Genomic DNA, 3,336 nt, shown 5'->3' on the forward strand with positions numbered 1-3,336 from the left:
AACCGGCCTTCGGGCCGGTTTTTTTATGCCTGAAATATACGACGGGGATATCTGCCCACCCATTCATGCTGGTTTCAGTTACCGTTCAGGGTAGATTCAGGTTGTACTCGTACAGTGTTCTCAATCCCGACAGGGAAACCCAACCCAAAAGGAAAGGAGAAACACCATGACATTGACCCGAACCACTCTGATCGCAGCCCTGCTTGGCGTGGCTGCCGCCGGCACCGTTTATGCTGATGATGTTCCCCACCAGCAAGTGCCACAACTGGTGAAAGACGGCACGATTCAGTCATTGGAGACGCTCGACAAGGTGGCTCTGGACAAGCACCCGCAAGCACAGATCACCGACACCGAACTGGAAAATGAATATGGCCGCTACATCTACCAGGTGGAGCTGCGTGATGCCCAGGGACAGGAATGGGACGTGGACATTGATGCCAGTACCGGCGATGTGCTGAAGGATGAGCGAGACTGATCCCTTGCCAATCCCGATCCTGGCCGGCAGGGCGAGTCTTCTCGTCCTGCTTGGCCTGATGTCTCCTTCGTTGACCGCAGATGATGTCGGCCATGAAGAGGCCCTGCGATTACGAGAGCAGGGCCTTGTGCTGCCTTTTGAAACCGTACTGGACGCTATCCATGATCGTTACCCCGAGGCCCGCCTGCTGGAGGTGGAGCTGGAGCGGGATGACGGTATTCTTGTCTACGAAATCGAGTTACTGACCCGTGAGCGTGTGGTGCGTGAGCTGGAAATCGATGCCCGTGACGGAACCTGGCTGGACGATGAGCGAGACGATTGATGCGGTTGATGTTGGTGGAAGACAGCGTATCCCTGGCTGATCAACTGATCCCCATGTTGCGTGAGCACGGTTATGCGGTGGACTGGCTGGCTGATGGCCGGGATGCACTGGTAAAGGCGCACGATGATCCTTTCGATCTGGTGATTCTCGACCTGGGCTTGCCCGGCATGGGCGGGCTGCAGGTATTGCGTCAGTGGCGGGCAGAGGGCCTGGGCGTGCCGGTGCTGATTCTCACCGCCCGGGATAGCTGGTCGGAAAAGATCGAGGGCCTGCAAGTGGGCGCTGACGACTACCTGACCAAACCCTTCCACCCGGATGAATTATTGTTGCGGGTACAGGCCCTGCTGCGGCGCACCCATGGCAACGTCAATGACTCGCGCCTGCGCGTCGGCAGCCTGACACTGGATGAGCAGCGCCAGAGCGTCTGGCAGGGTGAGCAGGAAATGACGCTGACCGGTGCCGAGTTCCGCATGTTGCGGTATTTCATGCATAACCCGGGTCGGTTGCTTTCCAAGGGGCAACTGGCTTCCCACCTCTATGACAACGAAAGTGACCGGGATTCCAATGTGCTGGAAGTGCATGTAAACCGGCTGCGCCGCAAACTCGGCAAGGGTGCGATCGAAACCCGCCGGGGGCAGGGCTATGTGTTCATCGGGGGCGACGGATGAGATCCATTGGCCGCCGCTTGGGTATCAGCCTGTTTGTCAGCTTGCTGCTGGCAGGGTTGTTGATTAGCCAGGGGGCACTGTGGTGGCTGGAGCGGGAGCAGCGTGAAGCGCTAAGCGATTCGCTCCGTGACGATGCTGCCGGAGTGCTCACCGCCATCGGCCGGGGTCAGAATGATGAGCTCACCCTCGACCCGACCCGTCTGCATCCGGCCTATCGGCGGCCTCTGTCCGGGCGTTATTTTGTGGTGGAAGTGGCTGACAGCCGCTGGCGTTCCCGGTCCCTGTGGGACGCCACGCTAACACTGCCGGACCTCCCCGGCATGGACGAGGCGCTGCAGCCAGGCCCGGGTAGTCAGCAGTTACTGCGTTATCGTGGTGAGTACCGGATGAATGATCAGCCGGTGACGATCGTTGTGGCCCAGGATTACACCCCGGTAATGACAGCGTACAGCCGTACCCGCACCGCCGTGCTGATAGCCTGGTTGGTGGTATTGCTGGCGTTGGCTGTGGTGCAGCAGTGGTTGTTGCGCCGGGGGTTGTCGCCATTGCGACAAGCGCGCAAGGAAATCGAACAACTTCGCGGTGGGCAGCGCAATGCGCTTAATGAAGACGTGGCGCTGGAGCTGCATCCGCTGGTGCTGGAAATCAATCGGCTGCAGCGTCATACCGAGCAGCAGCTGCAGCGCTCCCGTCACGCTTTGGGTGACCTGGGGCACGCGCTGAAAACCCCGTTGGCGGTGCTGAAAAATCGCTGCAATGAACCACTGAAAACCGCTGACCCGGCTCTTCATGCATTGCTGGAAGAGCAGCTGGGTCAGATGGAAGCGACTATCCGCCGGGCTCTGGGGCGGGCCCGCGTGGCGGCCGGCGTGACAGCCACCAACCGGTTTTGTCCTGCCGACCATGTGCCCCTGCTTTTAACGACGCTGGAGCGGGCACATCACCGTTCTCTGCAAGTGGTGGTGGAGGGCGATCAGCTGCCCGCTCAGCCACTGGAGCGGGACGATATGCTGGAAGTGCTGGGCAACCTGCTGGATAACGCCTTCAAGTGGGCGGATAGCCGCATTCGCCTGACCCTCGATGACCGCGACGGGCATCTGCACCTGTGCGTGGAGGATGATGGCCCGGGTATTGCGCCAGAGCGACGCCAGCAAGTGCTGCAGCGTGGTCAGCGCCTGGACGAACGCACTCCGGGGGATGGCCTGGGGCTGGCCATTGTCAGCGATACCGTGGCGGCTTACGGGGGCGAGCTGTCCCTGGGGGAGAGCGCCTGGGGAGGTCTGCGGGTGGAACTGCGGTTGCCGGTCCCGGCCGCAGGAAGTTATTCAGAGGCCCCCTGGCCATAATCCTGGTTGGCCGGGAACCCCGGTGCGGCAATAGCACTCGGACCATAAACACCTGACAACGCCTGATAAGGAGCGCCCCATGAAAGTACAGCCACTGTGGCTGGTGCTGGCGGGACTGTTGCTGGCCGGACGCCTGGTCGCTGCCCCGCTGTCCCTTGATGTCCGTCTGACGGGTTTCTCGTATCCCTCCCCGGTGCAGACGCTGAGCCTGAACGATCAGCAACAGGATCTGGAAATGGCCTACATGGATGTGGCGCCGAAACAGGGCAATGGAAAAACGGTGCTGCTTCTGCACGGCAAGAATTTTTCCGGTGCCTACTGGGAGCGCACCATCATCGAATTGCTGGCCGATGGTTACCGCGTGGTGGTGCCGGACCAGATCGGTTTCGGCAAGTCCTCCAAGCCGGCACATTTCCAGTACAGCTTTCAGACCCTGGCGGACCACACCCGTCGCCTGCTGGATACCCTGAAAGTGGACCGCGTCACGGTGGTGGGTCACTCCATGGGCGGCATGCTGGCTACCCG

At 60.7% G+C, this 3,336-nt stretch carries 5 protein-coding genes; all 5 read left to right on the forward strand.

Features of this window, described 5'->3' with window-relative positions; genetic code table 11:
• The first annotated feature begins 166 nt into the window (after positions 1-166).
• Positions 167-475 (forward strand): PepSY domain-containing protein, encoded by a 309-nt coding sequence (locus B3Q33_RS01895; protein ID WP_035246637.1) that lies wholly within the window; start codon positions 167-169, stop codon positions 473-475.
• The gene (locus B3Q33_RS01900; RefSeq protein ID WP_052042629.1) at positions 462-797 is read left to right on the forward strand and encodes a PepSY domain-containing protein; all 336 of its coding nucleotides are present in this window, start codon (positions 462-464) and stop codon (positions 795-797) included. The genes B3Q33_RS01895 and B3Q33_RS01900 overlap by 14 nt, the downstream gene beginning before the upstream one ends.
• Positions 797-1,465, forward strand: a complete 669-nt coding sequence (locus B3Q33_RS01905; protein ID WP_035246642.1) for a response regulator transcription factor — start codon at positions 797-799, stop codon at positions 1,463-1,465. The genes B3Q33_RS01900 and B3Q33_RS01905 overlap by 1 nt, the downstream gene beginning before the upstream one ends.
• Positions 1,462-2,811, forward strand: a complete 1,350-nt coding sequence (locus tag B3Q33_RS01910) for an ATP-binding protein (protein WP_272975014.1) — start codon at positions 1,462-1,464, stop codon at positions 2,809-2,811. Before B3Q33_RS01905 ends, B3Q33_RS01910 begins: the two co-directional genes overlap by 4 nt.
• A gap of 79 nt (positions 2,812-2,890) precedes the next feature.
• Positions 2,891-3,336: alpha/beta fold hydrolase (locus B3Q33_RS01915; protein ID WP_286826673.1), on the forward strand; the 446-nt coding region annotated here is incomplete at its 3' end.

It is taken from the genome of Alcanivorax sp. UBA3183, assembly GCF_002364155.1.
Lineage (GTDB): Bacteria > Pseudomonadota > Gammaproteobacteria > Pseudomonadales > Alcanivoracaceae > Alcanivorax > Alcanivorax jadensis.

Excerpts from the sequence above, each read along its gene's own strand:
- B3Q33_RS01905 (WP_035246642.1), top strand. The coding sequence starts at position 797 with ATGCGGTTGATGTTGGTGGAAGACAGCGTATCCCTGGCTGATCAACTG.
- B3Q33_RS01910 (WP_272975014.1), top strand. The coding sequence starts at position 1,462 with ATGAGATCCATTGGCCGCCGCTTGGGTATCAGCCTGTTTGTCAGCTTG.
- B3Q33_RS01895 (WP_035246637.1), top strand. The coding sequence starts at position 167 with ATGACATTGACCCGAACCACTCTGATCGCAGCCCTGCTTGGCGTGGCT.
- B3Q33_RS01900 (WP_052042629.1), top strand. The coding sequence starts at position 462 with ATGAGCGAGACTGATCCCTTGCCAATCCCGATCCTGGCCGGCAGGGCG.